13 protein-coding genes are annotated in these 17,526 nt (G+C 74.6%); 5 read left to right on the top strand and 8 right to left on the bottom strand.

The window, feature by feature from the left end:
• Positions 1–38: 38 nt before the first annotated feature.
• From bla to RAN62_RS17100, 3 genes are all read right to left on the bottom strand, one after another.
• Positions 39–962: a class A beta-lactamase gene (gene bla, locus RAN62_RS17110; RefSeq protein WP_438874515.1), complete on the bottom strand. Its 924-nt coding sequence runs from the start codon at positions 960–962 to the stop codon at positions 39–41.
• 78 nt (positions 963–1,040) lie between these two features.
• Positions 1,041–1,280, bottom strand: coding sequence for a hypothetical protein (locus tag RAN62_RS17105; protein ID WP_305785649.1), 240 nt, complete (start codon positions 1,278–1,280; stop codon positions 1,041–1,043).
• A 73-nt stretch (positions 1,281–1,353) separates the two neighbouring features.
• On the bottom strand, positions 1,354–2,055 hold the full coding sequence (locus RAN62_RS17100) for a hypothetical protein (protein ID WP_305785648.1): 702 nt from the start codon (positions 2,053–2,055) through the stop codon (positions 1,354–1,356).
• A 225-nt stretch (positions 2,056–2,280) separates the two neighbouring features.
• Between RAN62_RS17100 and RAN62_RS17095 the strand changes: the two genes are divergently transcribed.
• From RAN62_RS17095 to RAN62_RS17085, 3 genes are all read left to right on the top strand, one after another.
• Positions 2,281–9,048, top strand: a complete 6,768-nt coding sequence (locus tag RAN62_RS17095; RefSeq protein WP_305785647.1) for a polyketide synthase — start codon at positions 2,281–2,283, stop codon at positions 9,046–9,048.
• 53 nt (positions 9,049–9,101) lie between these two features.
• Complete coding sequence (locus RAN62_RS17090; RefSeq protein WP_305785646.1) at positions 9,102–10,685, top strand: aminotransferase class V-fold PLP-dependent enzyme; 1,584 nt, start codon at positions 9,102–9,104, stop codon at positions 10,683–10,685.
• Between the two features lie 110 nt (positions 10,686–10,795).
• A complete protein-coding gene (locus RAN62_RS17085) occupies positions 10,796–11,497 on the top strand; it encodes a DedA family protein (RefSeq protein ID WP_305785645.1) in 702 nt (233 codons plus the stop codon).
• Positions 11,498–11,666: 169 nt separating this feature from the next.
• Here the strand turns inward: RAN62_RS17085 and RAN62_RS17080 are convergent, their stop codons facing one another.
• Together RAN62_RS17080 and RAN62_RS17075 are read right to left on the bottom strand one after the other, a co-directional pair.
• The gene (locus RAN62_RS17080; protein WP_305785644.1) at positions 11,667–12,125 is read right to left on the bottom strand and encodes a response regulator transcription factor; all 459 of its coding nucleotides are present in this window, start codon (positions 12,123–12,125) and stop codon (positions 11,667–11,669) included.
• Complete coding sequence (locus RAN62_RS17075; RefSeq protein WP_305785643.1) at positions 12,116–13,243, bottom strand: sensor histidine kinase; 1,128 nt, start codon at positions 13,241–13,243, stop codon at positions 12,116–12,118. The genes RAN62_RS17080 and RAN62_RS17075 overlap by 10 nt, the downstream gene beginning before the upstream one ends.
• Before the next feature lie 99 nt (positions 13,244–13,342).
• On the opposite strand from RAN62_RS17075, the gene RAN62_RS17070 reads away from it, so the two are divergent.
• Positions 13,343–14,125 carry an LLM class F420-dependent oxidoreductase gene (locus tag RAN62_RS17070; RefSeq protein WP_305785642.1) on the top strand — a complete coding sequence of 261 codons (783 nt, stop codon included), beginning with the start codon at positions 13,343–13,345 and terminating at the stop codon, positions 14,123–14,125.
• Between the two features lie 92 nt (positions 14,126–14,217).
• On the opposite strand, the gene RAN62_RS17065 is transcribed toward RAN62_RS17070, so the two are convergent.
• Positions 14,218–15,036 carry an SDR family NAD(P)-dependent oxidoreductase gene (locus RAN62_RS17065; RefSeq protein WP_305785641.1) on the bottom strand — a complete coding sequence of 273 codons (819 nt, stop codon included), beginning with the start codon at positions 15,034–15,036 and terminating at the stop codon, positions 14,218–14,220.
• A gap of 120 nt (positions 15,037–15,156) precedes the next feature.
• Here RAN62_RS17065 and RAN62_RS17060 point away from each other — a divergent pair, with 120 nt between their 5' ends.
• Positions 15,157–15,981, top strand: coding sequence for a helix-turn-helix transcriptional regulator (locus tag RAN62_RS17060; protein ID WP_305785640.1), 825 nt, complete (start codon positions 15,157–15,159; stop codon positions 15,979–15,981).
• A gap of 54 nt (positions 15,982–16,035) precedes the next feature.
• Here RAN62_RS17060 and RAN62_RS17055 read toward each other — a convergent pair whose 3' ends face one another.
• Both RAN62_RS17055 and RAN62_RS17050 read right to left on the bottom strand, forming a co-directional pair.
• On the bottom strand, positions 16,036–16,305 hold the full coding sequence (locus tag RAN62_RS17055) for a hypothetical protein (RefSeq protein WP_305785639.1): 270 nt from the start codon (positions 16,303–16,305) through the stop codon (positions 16,036–16,038).
• Positions 16,306–16,356: 51 nt separating this feature from the next.
• Positions 16,357–17,517: an alkaline phosphatase PhoX gene (locus RAN62_RS17050; protein ID WP_305785638.1), complete on the bottom strand. Its 1,161-nt coding sequence runs from the start codon at positions 17,515–17,517 to the stop codon at positions 16,357–16,359.
• Between the last annotated feature and the right edge of the window lie 9 nt (positions 17,518–17,526).

Below are 17,526 nucleotides of genomic sequence, written 5' to 3'. Positions count from 1 at the left end.
CGCGCGCGGCGGTCCGGGTCACGGCGGTGGCGGCGCGGTCACTGCAGGAGCTGGACCGCGGATGTGGCGGCGCGGGCGATGAGGGCGTCGTCGTACTCGGCGTTCGCGGTGTCGCGGCGGGAGAGCAGGGCCAGGACGATCGGGCGGTCCGGGGACGGCCAGACGACGGCGATGTCGTTGCGGGTGCCGTATCCGCCGCCGCCGCTCTTGTCGGCGACCCGCCAGCCCGCGGGGACCCCGGCGCGCACGAGCGTGGCGCCGGTCGCATTGCCGGTGAGCCAGGCCGTCAGCAGCTTGCGGTCGTCCGGGTCGAGGGCGTCGCCGAGCACGTACCGTCGCAGATCCTCGGCCAGGACCCGCGGGGTGCTGGTGTCGCGTTCGTCGCCGGGCTTCGCTTCGTTGAGGGCGGGTTCGGTGCGGGCGGGCTCGGTGACGGTGTCGCCGAGGTCGCGCAGGCTCGCCTCGAAGCCGGCCGGGCCGCCGAGTTCGGCCAGCACGAGGTTGGCGGCGGTGTTGTCGCTGACGCGGACGGCGGCCTCCGCGGCGGCGCCGATGCTGATGCCGTCGCTCACGTGTTTCTTGGTGACGGGGGAGTGGGCGATGACGTCGGCGCGGCGGTAGCTGACGACCTCGTCGAGCTCGGCGGGGGTGGTGCGGGCCAGCAGGGCGCCGGCGGTGAGAGCCTTGTGGGTGGAGGCGTAGGCGAAGCGTTCGTCGGCGCGGTGCGTGACCTCGCGGCCGCTGGCGACGTCGAGCGCGTAGACGCCGAGCCGCGCGCCGAACTCCTTCTCCAGCGCCGCGAACGAAACCGCGGAACCAGCGCCGACGGACGCGGAGGGTGCGGCGGACGTGGCGGAGGGTGCGGCGGACGCGGCGGGGGAGACGGGCGCGGCCGGCGTCGGCGGGGCGGCGCAGGCGGCGAGGGCCAGCACGGTCAGGGCCGGGGCGAGTCGGAGAACGATCACACCCCGACGGTGGCACGCCGGAACGATGCTGTCCAAGACACTTCCGCCCGGATCAATGCCGTTCCGGCATGGCTGTCAGGCGCCCGAGTTGCGCCGGTCCGCCTCGGCGTCGTCCTCGCCGACGAGCACCCCGTCGGAGTCGCGCGTCGCCCCGCGCAGGTCGGCGTCGGCGCCGGAGTTCGCCGCGTCGGCCTCGGCGTCGGAGGCGCCCACGGTCGGGCCCGCGCCCGGCTCGGCGGTCTCGTCATCGGTCTCGCTCGCGGCCACCTGCGCGGCGAGCGGCAGGCCCTGGGGGGATTGCGGGCTGGTGGTCATGGCCGCCTCCTCGGTAGGGATCACCGCAGGCATACCCCAGCGCCGGGCCGCCATCCCTCCCGATGTGCGCGAGTCAGATGCGCAGGGCGGCCCACATCACCGTGTCGGGGCCGTCGGAGAGCAGGCCCCAGGCGTCGGCCAAAGCGTTGATCATGGTGAGGGACAGGTCGGCGGCGAAGGTGGAGGAGCGGCCGCTGCGCAGGGTCAGATAGAGCATGTCCCCGTACGGGCCGACGGTGAGCTGCATGAACGTGGAGGCGGTGCGGGACGAGAGCAGCACCAGCTCGGTGGCGACCGTGGCGGCGGCCGGCACCACCTGCGGGAGGCGCCAGGCGTGGCAGGCGGCCGTCACGATGACGCGGGCATGGCGCCCGGCGCCGGTGGCCGGCAGCAGGACTTCGCTGATCGACGGCCGCTCGGGCGCGTGGCCGAGCACGACCTGGCCGACGTGGGGCAGGCGCGGGGCGGTCCAGGGGTCGCCGCCGGGCAGGGGTGGGGGAACGGGGGCGCTGCGCGGGCGCGGGCCGCGGACCAGGGTGGCGCCCGTCCCGGCGGGGTGGCCGCACGCGGCGAGCAGGGTCTGCCCGGCGGCGGACGACAGATCGTACGAGGTCAGCGCGCGCAGGTCGATCACCAGCCACTCCGGGGAGCGGGCGGCCCGGCTGCGCAGGACGGGGGCGAGGGCGTCGACCGAGGGGCGGTCGGGGCGGCCGTGCAGGGTCAGGCGGGCGGAGCCGGGGGTCGACTCGAGGTCCCAGGTCAGCGGGGGCGGCACGGCGGCCCGCCCCGGGACCGGTTCACGTCCGGGGGCCGGTCGGGCGGCGGGTTGGTTCCATCGGGGCAGACTACCGGGCGGGTCCGGCCGCCGGGCGGGCCCGCGGGGCCAGGGCCGGGACTCCGGGGCCAGAACTGTCGGAAACCCGTCACGAGCCCGGCTCGATGCATCGTCGCAGGTCAGCGTCGTCCCGGTGGGTTGATCTCGTCTGACACCGTGGCGCGGGTGCTGGAGACCATTGTGGAGCTGCTGCGCAGGCACGCCGCGGAGCGGCCGGACACGACGGCGTTCGCGGCGGGGGAGCGGCGGATCACCTATGCCGGGCTGGAACGGGCCACGGCCCAGTTCGCGAGCGGGCTGGCGGCCCGGGGGCACCGGCGCGGCGAGCGGGTCCTGATCAGTCTGCCCGCCGGGGTCGACGCCGTGGTGGCGGTGCTGGGCACGGTCCGGGCGGCCGGGGTGGGCGTACCCGTGAATCCGCGGGCCTCGACCGACGAGCTCGCGCGTCTGACCGCCGACTGCGAGCCGGTGCTGACCGTCACGCCGGAGACCGTCGCCGAAATCCTGGAGGCCGGGCGGGACACGGCGCTGCCGCGGGACGATCTCGGGTGGGACGAGGACGCCTGGATCCACTACACGTCGGGCAGCACGGGCCGGCCCAAGGGCGTGGTGTCCAGCCAGGGCCGCTGGCTGACGATGGTGGACCGCTCGCTCGTACGCCATCTGGGCCTGACCGCCGGCGACCGGTTCCTGTGGCCGCTGCCGCTGTTCCACGCGCTCGGGCACGCCCGGTGTGTGCTCGGGGTCACGGTGCTCGGCGCGACCGCGACGATTCTCGACCATCCGTCCGACGAGGAGCTGGTCACGGCTCTGCGGACCACGGCACCGACCGTGCTCACGGGCGTGCCCACGACGTACCACCGGCTGGTGTCGGTCTTTCCGCCCGGCGAGCCGGTGGCCGGTCTGCGCATGTGCGTGACCGGGGGTGCGCCCTGCCCGCCGCAGCTGCGGGCCGCGGTGGGGGAGCTGCTCGGGGCGCCGCTGGTCAACAGCTACGGCAGCACGGAGACCTGCGGCGCGATCGCCATGGAGCGGCCCGGGCAGGAGCTCGCCGGGGAGGGCTCGGTCGGGCGAGTGGTCACCGAGGTCCGCATCGCCGATCCGCGCACCGGCGCCGAGCTGCCGCCCGGCGCCGAGGGCGAGGTGCACGTGCGGGGCGACAGCCTGATGGCCGGCTATCACAGGCAGCCGGAGGCCACGGCGGAGGCGCTCGCCGGCGGCTGGTACCACACCGGTGACCTGGGCCGGCTGCTCGGCGACCAGCTGGTGCTCACCGGCCGGGCCCGGGACCTGATCATCCGGGGCGGCGCCAACATCCATCCCGCCGAGATCGAGCAGGTGCTGCTCGGCCTGCCCGGGGTGGCCGACGCCGCCGTGGCCGGGCGCGATCACCACCGGCTGGGGCAGGTCGCGGTGGCCTATGTGGTTCCCGCGCACGCCGGCGTCGGCCCGGACGCGCTGCTCGCCGACGTGCGGCGCCGGATGTCGGCGGCCAAGGCGCCCGACGAGCTGCACCTGATCGCCGCGGTGCCCCGGACCGCCACCGGCAAGATCATTCGGTCGGAGCTGGGGGCGGCGCGCCCGGCAGGCGATGATCCGATCGCGATCGTGGCCATGGCCTGTCGCTATCCGGGTGGCGTCGCGTCGCCGGAGGACCTGTGGGCGCTGGCCGACAAGGAGATCGACGCCATCACCCCGTTCCCGGCCGACCGGGGCTGGGACCCGGACCTTCACGACCCGGACCCCGATCGCGCCGGGCACACGTACGCCCGGGCCGGCGGCTTCCTCGACCGTGTGACCGATTTCGATCCCGCGCCGTTCGTCCTCGGCGACACCGAGGCGCTCGCCCTGGACCCGCAGCAGCGGCTGCTTCTGGAGACGGCCTGGGAGCTGTGGGAACGGGCCGGGATCGACCCGGCGACCGTCCGGGGCAGCGCGGTCGGCACCTACGTCGGGCTCATGTACCGCGACTACGACAGCCTCGCCGAGCACCCGCCGGCCGAGCTGGAGGCGCACCTCGGCCTCGGGTCGGCCGGCAGTGTCGCGTCGGGCCGGATCGCGTACACCTTCGGGCTCACCGGGCCGGCGGTCACCATTGACACCGCCTGCTCGTCGTCGCTGGTCGCCCTGCACGACGCCGTCCGGGCGCTGCGGGCCGGCGACTGCACGATGGCCATCGCCGGCGGGGCCACCGTGATGTCCGGGCCCGGGCCGTTCGTCGCGTTCAGCCGCCTGCGCGGGCTCGCCCCGGATGGGCGGGTCAAGGCGTTCGCCGCGGAGGCCGACGGCACGAGCTGGGCCGAGGGCGCCGGGCTGCTGCTGCTCGAACGGCTCTCGGACGCCCGCCGCCACGGCCACCCGGTGCTCGGCCTGGTCCGCGGCACGGCCGTCGGCTCGGACGGCGCGTCCAACGGCCTCGCCGCCCCGAACGGCCCCGCCCAGCAGCGGGTGATCCGGGCCGCGCTGGCCGACGCCGGCCTGCACCCGGCCGACGTCGGGGCGGTCGAGGCGCACGGCACCGGCACCCCGCTCGGCGACCCGATCGAGGCCCAGGCGCTGCTGGCCGCCTACGGCCGGGACCGGCCCGCCGGGCAGCCGCTGTGGCTGGGCTCGATCAAGGCGAACATCGGCCACACCCAGGCCGCCGCCGGGGTCGCCGGCCTGATCAAGATGGTCGGGGCGCTGCGGCACGGGCGGCTGCCGCGCACGCTGCACGCCGACCAGCCCAGCGAGCACGTCGACTGGACCGCGGGCGACGTGCGGCTGCTGACGGCGGCGCGGCCGTGGCCGGCGGGCGACCGGCCACGGCGGGCGGGGATCTCGGCCTTCGGCATCTCCGGCACGAACGCCCACGTGATCATCGAGGAGGCACCCGCCGCCGAGCCCGCCGCTTCTTCCGGCGGTGGGCCGTTGCTGCTCTCCGCCGCGGACCGGACGGCGTTGGAACGGCAGGCCGAGCGGCTGCTGGAGCATAGTCCGGTCGACGCCGCCGCGCTGGGCGTGCGCGCCGCTCTGCGCCACCGGGCCGCGGTGGTGGGCCCGCGCCGGGAGGAGGCCCTGGCCGCGCTGGCCGCCGGCTTCGAGCACCCCGATCTCGTACGCGGTGACGCCCGCCCGCCCGGCGAAGTCGCCCTCGTCTTCCCGGGCCAGGGGGCGCACCGGCTCGATCCGCTCCCGTTCGACGTCTTCCGCGCCGCGCACCACGAGGTGACGGCCGCGCTCGGGAACCCGGTGCCGCCCGGGGCGGACCTGCGGCGGACCGAATTCGCCCAGCCGGCGTTGTTCGCGTGGGGCGTGGCCGCGTACCGGCTGCTCGTATCGTGGGGTGTGCGCCCCGCCGTCCTGGCCGGGCACTCGATCGGCGAGCTGGCCGCCGCGCACGTCGCCGGGATCCTGTCCCTGGCCGACGCCGCCACGCTGGTCACCGCGCGGGCCCGGCTCATGGGCGCCCTGCCCGGCGGCGGGGCCATGATCGCCGTCGGCGCGCCCGAGGACGAGGTGCGGGCCCTGCTGCGCCCCGGCGTCGAGCTCGCCGCGCTCAACGGTCCGCGCTCGGTCGTGCTGTCCGGCGACCGGCCGGCCGTCGAGCAGGTCGCCGCGGTGCTGCGCGAGCGGGGTCACCGGACCACCGAGCTGGCGGTCAGCCACGCCTTCCACTCGGCGCGCACGGAACCGATGCTCGCGGAGTTCGCGCAGGTGGCGGCCGGTCTGACCTATGCGACCCCGGCGGTCCCGATCGTGTCCACGCTCACCGGGCGGCCGGCCACGGGACCGGACCTGCGGTCGGCGGCCTACTGGGTGCGGCAGGTGCGGGAGCCCGTACGCTTCGGCGCGGCCGTCTCCGCCCTGCCCGGCCTGGTCGTCGAGATGGCCCCGGCCGCGACGCTGGCCCCGCACGTGCCGCAGGGGATCCGGCCGGTGTCGGCGGACACGGCGGGCGTGCTCTGGGCCCACGGGGTGCCCGTCGACCGCGCGGCGCTGCTGGGCCGGGCCGATCCGCGCGTCGCCGCTACTTTGCCGACCTATCCGTTCACGCGTCGGCGGTTCTGGCTGGGTGACGGGCGGCGTCCGGCCGCTGCGGCCCCGATGACCATGGGCGCCGTCCCGGGCACCGGCCGGCACCAGGGCGTCACGACACTGTCGGCGGCGACGCATCCGTGGCTGCGCGATCATCGGATCGGCGGCGAGACGCTCGTGCCGGGCACGGCGCTGGTGGAGCTGGCCACGGCACTCGGGCGCGGGGCGGGTGTGCCGGAGCTGGCCGAGCTCACCCTGCTCCGTCCGACAACGATTACCGGTGACGAGCGGATCGAGCTGCGGCTGGTCCTCGGCGAGCCCGGCCCGGACGGTGGCCGCGCGCTCGACATCACCGCCGACGGGGTGACGTGCGCGACCGGGCGGTGCCTGCCCGCGTCCGGCGGCGTCCCCGACTGGTCGTGGACGACGGCCGCGCCCGTGGACCTCGGCGACTTCTATGCCGGCGACAGCTACGGGCCCGCCTTCCAGGGCGTCACCGCGGCCTGGAGGGACGGGGACACGGTGTACGCGGAGGTGCGGCTCCCGGCCGTGGCGGGCGGCGGCTACGAGCTGCACCCGGCCCTGCTCGACGCGGCGCTGCACCCGGCCCGGCTGCTGGGCGGGCCCGGGCCGGCGTCCCGCGTGCCGTTCGCCTGGTCCGGCGTGCGGCGTTTCGGCGTCGACGGGCCGGTGACCGCCGTCCGGGTCCGCGTCACGCCGGCCGGCCCGGACCGGGTGACCGTCCTCATGGCCGATCTGGACGGGCGCCCGGTCCTCGAGATCGGCGGGCTGGTGCTGCGAGCCCTGCCCCCGGCGCTGCACCGGCCGGCGTGGACACCCCTCGAAGCCCCGGCGGACGCGGCGGCGCCGGTCGTCGTGGACGCGCGGTTCCCCGCCCCGGCGACGCCCGGCGACGTGCACGACCAGGTGTGGGCGACGGTCACTCGGCTGCGGGCGGCCCTGGCCGGGACGGACCGGGTCGTCGTCACCACCACGTCGGCGGCCGTGGCGGGACTGGTCCGCGTAGCCGCCGGCGAGTATCCGGGGCAGGTCGGGCTGGTCGAGCTGGACGGCACCGAGGAGTCGCGGGCCGCCCTGCCCGCCGCGATCCGGGCCGCCGCCGCCGAGACGCAGGTTCGCGTCGCCGAGGGGAAGCTGCTCCGGCCGCGGCTCGTGCGGGCGACGACCGGCGGCTCGCGGAGCAGTTTCGGGGACGGGACCGTGCTCATCACGGGTGGGACCGGCGCCCTCGGACAGGTGCTGGCGCGGCATCTGGTGCGGGCCCACGGCGTACGTCATCTGCTGCTGGCCGGTCGGCGGCCCGGCGCCGTCACCATCGAGGGCGCCACGGTCACCGTCCGGGCCGTCGACGCCGCCGACCGGGACGCGCTCGCCGCGGTCCTCGCCGCCGCGGATCCGCCGGTCAGTGCGGTGGTGCACGCCGCCGGGGTGCTCGGCGACGGGCCGATCGAGACGGTGACCCGGGCGCGGGCCGACGCCGTCCTGCGGCCCAAGGTCGACGCCGCCTGGCACTTGCACGAGCTGACCGGCGACCTGGCCGCCTTCGTGCTGTGCTCGTCCGCGTCGAACCTGCTCGGCAACCCGGGGCAGGGCGCCTACGCGGCCGGCAACGCGTTCCTCGACGACCTGGCCCGGCGCCGCCACGCCGCCGGGCAGCCCGCGCTGTCGCTGGCGTGGGGACCGCTCGATCTGGCGGGCGGCATGCCGGCCGGCCGCTCGGGGGTGCGCGCCATGACCCCCGCCGAGGTGACCGCCGCCTTCGACGCGGCTCTGACCTCGGACGAGCCGGTGCTCGCCCCGATCGTGCTCGACCGCTCCGCCCCGCCCGTCGCCGCACCTCCGGTGGTCACGCGGGTGCGGCAGTTCACCGGGCCGGACCGGGTGGCGGAACTCGAGAAGGTCGTCCGCGACGAGCTGGCCGCCGAGCTCGGGCTGGCTGACCCGGCGACCGTCGACGTGCGGGGGCCGTTCACCGACCAGGGGCTCGACTCGGTCAGCTCGATCCAGCTGCGGACCCGCCTGGTCGCGGTCACCGGCATCGCCATGCCCGCGACCGTCGTCTTCGACCACCCGACCCCGGCTGCCCTGGCCGCCTGGCTCGCCGATCAGCTGCCGGCGGAGACCGCCGAGCCGCTCGCCACGCTGGCCGGCCTCTTCCACCGCGTCGCCGACCCCCGGCTCGCCGTCCACCTCCTGGTCAGCGCGTCCGCGGCCGCGGTTCAGGGGCGTACGGGTGGCCTGCCCGCACCCGTGCCCCTCAGCACCGCGGGTGAGGCGCCACCCCTGCTCTGCCTGCCCTCCTTCGGACCTGCCGGGGCGGCCGAGTTCCTGGCGTTGAGCCGCGCCTATCCCGGCCCGGTCACGGTCCTGCCGCTGCCCGGCTTCGAGGATCTCCGGCAGCTGCCCGGGTCCCGCGACGAGCTCGTGGCCCGGCTGGCCGGCGCGGCCGGGACCGCCGTGCTGGTCGGGCGGTCCAGCGGCGGGCAGCTCGCGCACGCCGTCACCGCCGCCCTCGAAGAGGCGGGCCGCCCACCGGCCGGGCTCGTGCTGCTCGACACGTACGAACAGGACCTCGGCCAGACCACCGAGGAGTGGCTGGCCCGCCTGCTCGTCACCGGGCTGGACCGGGCCGGCGGGCACCTCGGCCCGGCCGCGGAGCAGACGGCGCTGCTGGCCACCGGCGCCTACCTGCGGATGCTGCACGGCTGGCGGCCCGGCCCACTGGCCACGCCGAGCCTGCTGATCGCCGCGAGCGAACCGGTCAGCGGCATGCCGGACGACTGGCGGGCGACGCGGTCGGTGCCGCACGAGCGCGTCGAGGTGCCCGGTGACCACGTCACCATGCTCGACGAGCACGCCGCGACCACCGCGGCGGCGATCCGGGCGTGGCTATAGTTCAGTAGTTCGACCGACTTAACGAACGTTCGTGCGCCACCGGGAGGTGGACGATGGACATGGCCGAGCGGGTGCGGCGCGGCGTCATCGGCGAGGGCGCGGTGCTCGACGGCCCGTACGGGCCCCGGCGCCTGACCTACGCCGACTACACCGCCTCGGGCCGGTCGCTGGACTTCGTCGAGGACGCGATCCGCCGGCACGTCCTGCCGCTCTACGGCAACACGCACACCGAGGCGTCGGCGACCGGGGCGCACACCACCCGGCTGCGCGAACAGGCGCGCCGCACGATCCACCGGGCGGTCGGCGGCACCGACGACGACGTGGTGATCTTCTGCGGCTCCGGGGTGACCGCGGCGATCGACAAGCTCGTGGCGCTGCTCGGGCTGCGCGGCGGCCCCGGCGCCGGCGGGGGCGACCGGCCGCTCGTCCTGATCGGACCGTACGAACACCACTCCAACGAACTGCCCTGGCGCGAGAGCCGGGCCGACGTGCTGGTCGTCGCCGAACGCCCCGACGGCCACATCGACCTGGCCGACCTGCGCCGGCTGCTGGCGGAGAACGAGCGCCGCCCGCTGATCGCCGGCAGTTTCTCCGCTGCGTCCAACGTGACCGGTGTGCTGTCCGACACCACGGCGATCGCGCGGGTGCTGCACGAGCACGGGGCGCTGTCGGTGTTCGACTATGCGGCCGGGGGCCCGTACCTGGAAATAAGCATGACCGGCAAGGACGCCGTGGTGCTCTCCCCGCACAAGTTCCCCGGCGGCCCGCAGACCCCCGGCGTGCTGGTGGTGCGGCGCGAGCTGATCCCCGCGGCCCCGACCGCGCCGGGCGGCGGCACCGTCGCGTACGTCGACCCGGTCGGCCACCGCTATCGGGACGACCCGGTCGCGCGGGAGGAGGCGGGCACCCCGGCCATCGTGGAGTCGATCCGCGCCGGCCTTGTCTTCGCCGTCAAGGAAGCGGTCGGCGTGAAATCCATCAACGCCCGCGAGCACCGGCTGTGGCGCAGTGTCTCCGAGCGGTGGCGGGACGAACCGCGCGTCCGCGTCCTCGGCCCCGGCGACCCCGACCGGCTGCCGATCGTGTCGTTCCAAGTGGCGCACGGCGACCGGTTCCTGCACCACAACTTCGTCGTCACGCTGCTCAACGATCTGTTCGGCATCCAGGCGCGGGGCGGGTGCTCGTGCGCGGGCCCGTACGGGCACCGGCTCCTCGGCATCGACGAGGCGCGCTCGCGGGCCTTCGAGAAGCTGATCGACGCCGGGTGGGAGGGCGTCAAGCCCGGCTGGGCGCGGGTCGGCCTCAACTACTTCTTCACTCCCACGGTCGCCGGGTACCTGGCCGACGCGGTGCTCTTCGTCGCCCGGTGCGGCGCGCGCTTCCTGCCCGACTACCGCTTCGACCCGCACACCGGCCGCTGGCGGCACCGGGCGTCGCCGCCGCCCGTGTCCGAGATCGATCTCCTCGCGGGCGGCGAGGGTGAGGAACTCGGCGAGGAGTCGCTGGCCGGGCACCTCGCGGAGGCTTACGCCCTGGCCGCGGACCGTCCCGAGCCCGCGGACGACGGGGGCGCCGGGCTGCCGGGCTATGTCGAGGAGTTGCGCTGGTTCGTCCTGCCGGCCGTCTGTCTGCAGTGACCACCTCAGCGTCCCCTGTGGTTTTCCGCAGGACGCCGCTGCGGTGGACCGCCGCCAAGTCAACGGTGCAGCTCATAGTGGCTGCGCGGGCGCCATCCTAGCGTCGGGACATGGACATCACGAGGACCTTTTCCGACCGGGCCGGCATCCTCGCCGCCGAGCCGTCAACCGAGCCGAGCGGTATCGTCGCCTTCGTCACCGACCTGGTGGAGAAGCTGGGCGGCCCGGGCGCCGGCATCGCCGTCGCCCTCGAGAATCTCTTCCCGCCGATCCCCAGCGAGGTCATCCTTCCGCTCGCGGGCTTCGCGGCCAGCCAGGGCGACCTCAACCTGGCCTCCGCGATCATCTGGACCACCATCGGCTCCGTGGCCGGCGCGGTGGTGCTCTACTACGTCGGTGCCCTGCTGGGCCGCGGCCGGGTCAGGGCGATCGCCGAGCGGCTGCCGCTGGTGAGGCTGGCCGACGTGGACCGCACCGAGGAGTGGTTCGCCCGGCACGGCGTCAAGGCCGTCTTCCTCGGCCGCATGATTCCCATCTTCCGCAGCCTGATCTCGATCCCCGCCGGGCTGGAGCGCATGCGGATCACCACGTTCCTGCTCTGCACGACCCTGGGCAGCCTGATCTGGAACTCGATCTTCATCGTCGCGGGCTACGGGCTCGGCGAGAGCTGGACCGCGATCGAGGGCTGGGTCGGCACCTACCAGAACGTCGTCATCGCGGTCTGCGTGCTGCTGTTCGCCTGGTTCGTGGTCAACCGGATGCCGCGGGCGCGGCGCCGGCGCGCCGGTTCGCGCCGGGGTGACCGGTCCTGATCAGCGCGGGCGGTCGTACGCGCCGGGCCGCCAGGCCCGCGACAGCACGAGGGCGGAGAGGCCGACGGCGGCCGCCCCCGAGGAGAGCGCCGGCACCACCGGGATGCCGGGTGTCAGGAGTGGGCTGAAGGAATCGGCCCGGAAATGACGCGAGGGATGGCTGGAATCGTCACGAGCCCAGGTAGTGCAGGACGGCCAGGACCCGCCGGCTGTATCCGGTCGTGCGGGTCAGGTCGAGCTTCTCGAAGATCATGTTGACGTTCTTCTCGACCGCGCTCTGCGAGATGTACAGCTTCGCGGCGATGGCGGCATTGGTGTGGCCCTGCGCCATCTGGTCGAGCACCTCGCGCTCGCGGTTGGTGAGCTTGCTCAGCGGGTCGACGTGGGTGGTGCGCGCGAGGAGCTGGCGCACCACCTCGGGGTCGATGGCGGCGCCGCCGCCGTGGACCCGCTCCAGCGAGTCGAGGAACTCCTCCACCCGCGACACCCGGTCCTTGAGCAGGTCGACCTCGCGCAGCAGGGCGTCGCCGTCGCCCACGGCGGCCAGCACCTCGTGCCCCTCCTCGGTGAGCAGCCGGACCAGGCCCTCCCGCAGCAGGATCGAGTCCTCGGCCAGGATCAGTCGCAAGGGATCTCCACAGTGATCTCGGTGGGGCCGCCGGGCGGGCTGGTCACCGTCATCCGCCCGTCGAGGGCGGCGGCCCGCAGCCGCAGCCCGGAGAGGCCACTGCCCTCCGGGTCGGCGCCGCCGGACCCGTCGTCGGTGACCCGGACGAGAAGGTTACCGGCCGTACGTCCGATCCCGACGGTGACGGCCGATGCGCCGGAGTGCTTGACCGCGTTGGTCACCGCCTCCGACACCACGAAGTAGGCGGCGGTCTCCACCGCCCGGGGCAGGTCGCCGCCCGGCTCGACGGTCACCCGCACGGGAATCACGGAACGCTCGGCGACGCCGGCCAGGGCCGCCGTCAGCCCCACGGTGTCCAGCGCCGACGGGAAGGCCCGCCAAGCCACCTCGCGCAGCTCCACGAGCACTTCCTCGGACTCGCGGTGCGCCTGCTCCAGCAGCCGGGCGGCCTCGGCCGGGCTGCGGCGCCGGGCCCGGCCCAGCAGCATGGCCAGCGCGACCAGCCGTTGCTGGACGCCGTCGTGCAGGTCGCGCTCGATGCGCCGGCGCTCGTGGTCCACCGCCCGCACGATGCCGGCGCGGCTCGCGGACAGCTCGGCGATCCGCCGCTTGAGCATCTCGCGCTCGGACGGTCCGAAGTGGCGCCGGGCCAGGCGCCCGTCCAGCGCGGCCAGGGTCAGGACCCCCTGCAGGTCCAGGAAGAGCAGCACCCCGCCGAGGACGACCTGGGTCAGCAGGTCCACGACGCCGATCGAGCCGCGGATCAGGCCCCAGGTGAGCAGGACCGCCAGGACCAGGCCGAAGCCGAGCAGCGCGAGAACCACGGCGGACAGCAGGCCGGCCGCGGCGTGCGCGGCGATGTAGGGCAGCAGCTTCTGCTCGTCACGCTCGGCGGGAAAGGTGTCGCCGAAGAAGCGGGACCGCCGCCCCAGCTCCAGATCGACGAACCGGCGTGCCCCCGCCCGGAAGAGGCGCAGCACGCCGCTCCGGGTCTGTGGCCACAGCATGGCGGGGCCGAGAACGGCGCCACCGAGGATCAGGTAGAGCGACTCGGCCAGGGCGATCGGAATCCCGGCCAGATATCCCGTCGCGCGCTGCGGGAAAGATTTGCCGGGCACGGGCCGTCACCTTACCTGCCACGCCAGAGGGTGGACGCCCGTCGTGAATCCCGCGGGCGGGGGGCATCCCGCACACTCGGAACGGATAGTGTCGAGATCATGACTCAGAGGCCTGTCCGCATCGGGGTGCAGATCCAGCCGCAGCACGCCGACTACGCCGCCATTCGCCGTGCCGCCGCCGAGGCGGAGGAGCTCGGCGCCGACATCTTGTTCAACTGGGACCACTTCTATCCGCTCTACGGCGACCCGGACGGCAAGCACTTCGAGTGCTGGACCATGCTCGCCGCCTGGGCCGAGCAGACCACCCGGGCCGAGATCGGCGCCCTGGTCACCTGTAACAGCTACCGCAATCCGGAGCTGCTCGCCGACATGGCCCGCACCGTCGACCACATCTCCGGCGGCCGCCTGCTGCTGGGCATCGGCTCCGGCTGGTTCGAGAAGGACTACCAGGAGTACGGCTACGAGTTCGGCACCGCCGGCGGCCGCCTCGACGACCTGGCCGGGTCCCTCCCGCGCATCGAGAAGCGCTGGGGTGCGCTCAACCCGCCGCCCACCCGCAAGATTCCCGTCCTGATCGGCGGCGGGGGCGAGAAGAAGACCCTGCGCCTGGTGGCCAAGCACGCCGACATCTGGCACAGCTTCGGTGACGCCGCGACCGTCGAGCGCAAGACCGGCATCCTCCGGCAGCACTGCGCCGACGTGGGCCGTGACCCCGCGGAGATCGAGATCTCGGCCGCGGTCGACGGCGAGCCGGAGGAGAAGGGCCGTCCGCTTCTCGACCTGGGCGCGACCCTGTTCACCGTGGAGGCCAACGGCCCGGACTACGACTTCACCGAGCTCCGCCGCTGGCTCGCCTGGCGTGACGAGGTCAACGCGGGCTGACGCCCAGATAGTCGCCAGCCGGAAGAGCACCGCCGCGTCGAGCCGGTCGACCGCGGGCCAGTGGTGGCCGTCATGCCCCGCGAAATACCGCGTTAGGACACGTCGGTGCTCAGCGCCACCTCGCGGCCGGCTTCGACGTCGGCGGTCAGGGCGTCGATCCGGCCCCGGGCCAGCCCGTACGAGTCGGAGCCGAGCACCTGGTGCAGCGGCGCCTCACGGCCGGCGACGCCGATGATCGCGGCGGCCACCTTGACCGGGTCGCCCAGTTGGGTGCCCGGCATGGCGAGGTGGGCGTCGGTCATCTCGCGGATGGCCTCGTACCCGTCGAGGGTGCCGGAAGGCAGGCCCAGCGAGCTCGTCCGCAGGAAGTCGGTGCGGGTGTAACCGGGCTCGACCAGGTTGACTCTGATGCCGAAGCCGGACACCTCGGCGGCCAGCGACTCGGTGAGGCCCTCCAGCGCGTACTTGCCGGCGCAGTAGAGGCCCCAGCCCGGGAACGCCGTGAGGCCCAGGATCGACGAGACGTTGATGATGTGGCCGGCGCCGCGCTCGCGCATGCCGGGCAGGACGGCGCGCAGGATGTTCCAGACGCCGAAGATCTGCACGTCGAACATCTGCCGCGCCTCGGCGTCGCTGACCTCCTCGACGGCGGCCAGGAAGCCGTAGCCGGCGTTGTTGACCACCACGTCCACCGGGCCGATCGTGGCGAAGGCGGCCTCGACCGCCGACGCGGAGGCCAGGTCCAGCTCCAGCGGGGTCAGCCGGGACCGGTCGACGTCCTTGTCCAGCGCGGCCTCGAGCCGGGCGGCGGAACGGGTGGTGGCCGTGACGGTCTCGCCGCGGCGCAGCAGCTGGGTGACCAGCTCCAGGCCGAGCCCGCGGGACGTGCCGGTGACGAACCAGTGCGACATGAACAGCTCCTCGAAGGTTGGTGACCCCAGCCTGTCGCCGCGGACCCGCCTCCGGACACGGCGAAGGTGGCCCAGCCATGCCCCTGTTCGCTCTTCTCCCGGCGCGGGATCATTGATCACATGACCGACCTCGGGGAGTTCCTGCGCGCCTGCCGGGAGAGCACCAGCCCGGCGGAGACCGCCCCGGCGACCAGGCGCGTCCGCGGGCTGCGCCGCGAGGAGGTGGCCCAGCTCGCCGGGGTGAGCGTCGACTACTACACGCGGCTGGAGCAGGGCAAGCACGCGACGCCGTCGGACTCGGTGATCGAGGCCCTGGCCCGGGTGTTCCGGCTGGAGGCGGCGGGCCGCGCCCACCTGGCCGATCTCGCGCGCCCGGCCCGCGCCCGCCGCAAGCAGGCCCCACCCCAGCGCGTACGCCCGGCCATGCAGCAGATGCTCGCCTCGCTGACCGGGCACCCGGCGCTGATCCTGGGCCGCCGCACCGACGTGCTGGCCGCCAACCCGCTCGCCCGGGCGCTGCTCACCGACTGGAGCAAACTGCCGGTGAAGCACCGCAACTACACGCGCTGGATCTTCCTCGACCCCGACGCCCGGGCCGCCTTCCTCGACTGGCCGACGGTCGCCGCCGACGTGGTGGGCACGGTGCGGCTCAACGCCGGCCGCTTCCCCGACGACCCGGGCATCGCCGAGCTGGTGGGCGAGCTCACGATCAAGAGCCCCGAGTTCCGTACCTGGTGGAACAGCCACAAGGTGCACCAGCGCACGCACGGCACCAAGCGCATGACCCACCCGGCCGTGGGCCCGATCACCCTGAGGTACGAAGCCCTGGCGCTGCCCGGCGACGAGGATCAGACCCTGTTCCTCTACACCGCCGACCCGGGCAGCCCCTCCGACGACAACCTCAAGCTGCTCGCCCTGTGGGCCGCCCAGGCCGTCGGCCCATGAACCAGACCGTCGGCCCATAGACCAGACCGTCGGCTCATAGTCCGGACCGTCGGCTCATAGATCGGACGTGAAGGCGAGCGCGTGGCCGGCCGCGACCAGGATCGTCACAGGCAGACCGCACCAGCGGACTCCCGGCAGCAGGAACCACCACGCGACCGAGGCCGCCGCCACCAGCAGCAGAGCCAGGCCGCCGTAGCCCGCCGCCTCCCCGGAGACACCCGGCCCGGCCCAGCGGGCGGCGAGCAGCGCGCCGGCCGACAGCAGTCCGCCGAGGTACGCCGCGACACCCGCGCCCGCCACGCGCAGCACCGTGCTGATCGTCATGGCTTTCATCCCAGCACCTCGGCCGGGCCCGCACCGGCGAACGGCCCGCGGTCAGGCTCGGAACGGGCCGGTGACGCAGTAGGTGATGCCGCCGGAGCCCGAGGACGCGCCGGACGGGCCGCGCTGCGAGGAGAAGTAGAAGCGGTTGCCCGCCGGGGTGAAGGCCGGGCCGGTCAGCTCGGAGCCGCTCTGGCCGGTCACGCGCAGGAAGACCGAGATCTTGTCGTCGGGGGTGATGAGGCAGATCTCCATGGTGCCGCCGTCCTCGGCCACGAACAGGTCGCCGGAGGCCGAGCCGGTGATGTTGTCGACACCGGTGAGCGGGGCGGGGCTGGTGAGGTTGTCGTCGTAGGCGAGTTCGTACGTGTTCGCCGCCGGGTCGAGCTGCCACACGCGGTTGTCGCCCTTGGTGGTGAACCAGACCGTGCCGCCGGCGTAGTGGCAGCCCTCGCCGCCGTTGAAGACCTTGGCCCCGGCGACCTGGTAGCGAGTTGCGGTCGGGGAGCCGTCCGGGTCGGGCACGGTTGCCCACGTGTACGAGCCGGAGGTGGCCGTGCCCGCGACGAGCACCTGCAACGTGCCCGCGCTCAGGTCGCCCCACGTGGTGGGCACGAAGCGGTAGAGGCGCCCGTCGGGCTCGTCCTCGGTGAGGTACACCACCTTGCGTACGGGATCGGCGGCGGCAGCCTCGTGCTTGAAGCGGCCCATCGCGGGGCGCACGACCGCGGTGCCCCCGAGCGGATACGTCTCCCAGACGCGACCCAGCGCAATCTCCTCGCACGACAGCCACGTGTTCCAGGGCGTCTTGCCGCCGGCGCAGTTGGTGTTCGTACCGGAAAGGATGCGGGAGGCGCCGGTGACATCGCCGTTGGCGTCGAAGACGATGCGGGACGCACCGCCGCCCATCGCCGCGGAGGTCTCGGAGTTGGAGACGTAGACCCAGCCCGAGCCCTGGGGAATGACCGCGCCGCCGTCGGGGGCGTCGTGCCACACGTACGAGGTGCCGGGCACCGTCTGCCGGGAGCGGGCCACGATCCGGCTGGTGAACCCGGCCGGCAGCTGGATGCCGTTGGCGTCGGCGGCCTGCAGGGCGCCGTAGGGCCCGGGCGCGTTCTGCGCCGGGGCGGCATAGGCGGCCGACCACGCCGTGAACGGCAAAGCCACGCTTCCCGCGCCCGCCACGGTCGCTCGCAGCAACGTACGCCTGTCCATGGAGCCTCC

The organism is Symbioplanes lichenis, from assembly GCF_030709675.1.
Taxonomy (GTDB): Bacteria; Actinomycetota; Actinomycetes; order Mycobacteriales; family Micromonosporaceae; genus Actinoplanes; species Actinoplanes lichenis.
The sequence above is the reverse complement of the archived record's forward strand: the minus strand, read 5'-3'. Positions and strand labels throughout refer to the sequence as shown.

Coding starts and splice junctions, on each gene's coding strand:
- RAN62_RS17105 (WP_305785649.1), bottom strand. CDS start 1,280: ATGACCACCAGCCCGCAATCCCCCCAGGGCCTGCCGCTCGCCGCGCAG.
- RAN62_RS17090 (WP_305785646.1), top strand. CDS start 9,102: ATGGACATGGCCGAGCGGGTGCGGCGCGGCGTCATCGGCGAGGGCGCG.
- RAN62_RS17085 (WP_305785645.1), top strand. CDS start 10,796: ATGGACATCACGAGGACCTTTTCCGACCGGGCCGGCATCCTCGCCGCC.
- RAN62_RS17070 (WP_305785642.1), top strand. CDS start 13,343: ATGACTCAGAGGCCTGTCCGCATCGGGGTGCAGATCCAGCCGCAGCAC.
- RAN62_RS17065 (WP_305785641.1), bottom strand. CDS start 15,036: ATGTCGCACTGGTTCGTCACCGGCACGTCCCGCGGGCTCGGCCTGGAG.
- RAN62_RS17060 (WP_305785640.1), top strand. CDS start 15,157: ATGACCGACCTCGGGGAGTTCCTGCGCGCCTGCCGGGAGAGCACCAGC.
- RAN62_RS17055 (WP_305785639.1), bottom strand. CDS start 16,305: ATGACGATCAGCACGGTGCTGCGCGTGGCGGGCGCGGGTGTCGCGGCG.
- RAN62_RS17050 (WP_305785638.1), bottom strand. CDS start 17,517: ATGGACAGGCGTACGTTGCTGCGAGCGACCGTGGCGGGCGCGGGAAGC.